This window comes from Bergeyella anatis (assembly GCF_036016955.1).
Taxonomy (GTDB): Bacteria; Bacteroidota; Bacteroidia; order Flavobacteriales; family Weeksellaceae; genus JAYWXI01.
In genome coordinates this window covers 1-408 of record NZ_JAYWXI010000154.1, presented here as the reverse complement: position 1 = coordinate 408, position 408 = coordinate 1, and the positions used below count along the sequence as shown (strand labels likewise).

The following is a 408-nucleotide window of genomic DNA, read 5'->3' as shown; positions in this document are numbered from 1 at the left end:
GGCACGCCCTGCTGATGCCCATTTTTTCCTCGCGCTGAAGTTCCTTAGCCAAAACTCTCTTCTGGCAGGGCTTTAAAGCTTTTTTTCGATGATATAGCGCGCGGCTTCCAGATCCAGCGCCAGGTTGGCGTACATACGTTTAAGCTTCGCGTTCTCTTCCTCGAGCTGTTTTAACCGCTTTAAATCGCCGGATTCCATACCGTAATATTTACTCTTCCATTTATAGAAAGTCTGCCGGCTTATCCCGTGGATGCGGCACAGCTCTTCGCTGCTACTCTCGTTCTCGTAGTCCTTCAATATCTTAGCTATCTGCTCCGGACTGAATCTGCTCTTTTTCATAATGTTTCTGACAATTTAAATTTAATAATTTTATACTTTTAAATTGTACTGTTTTCGGGGGAGCTTACA

General features: G+C 44.4%; 1 pseudogene. It reads right to left on the bottom strand.

Features of this window, described 5'->3' with window-relative positions:
* Window positions 1-339, bottom strand: a pseudogene (locus tag VQ048_RS12720) (transposase); the annotation flags it as partial.
* Window positions 340-408: the final 69 nt, after the last annotated feature.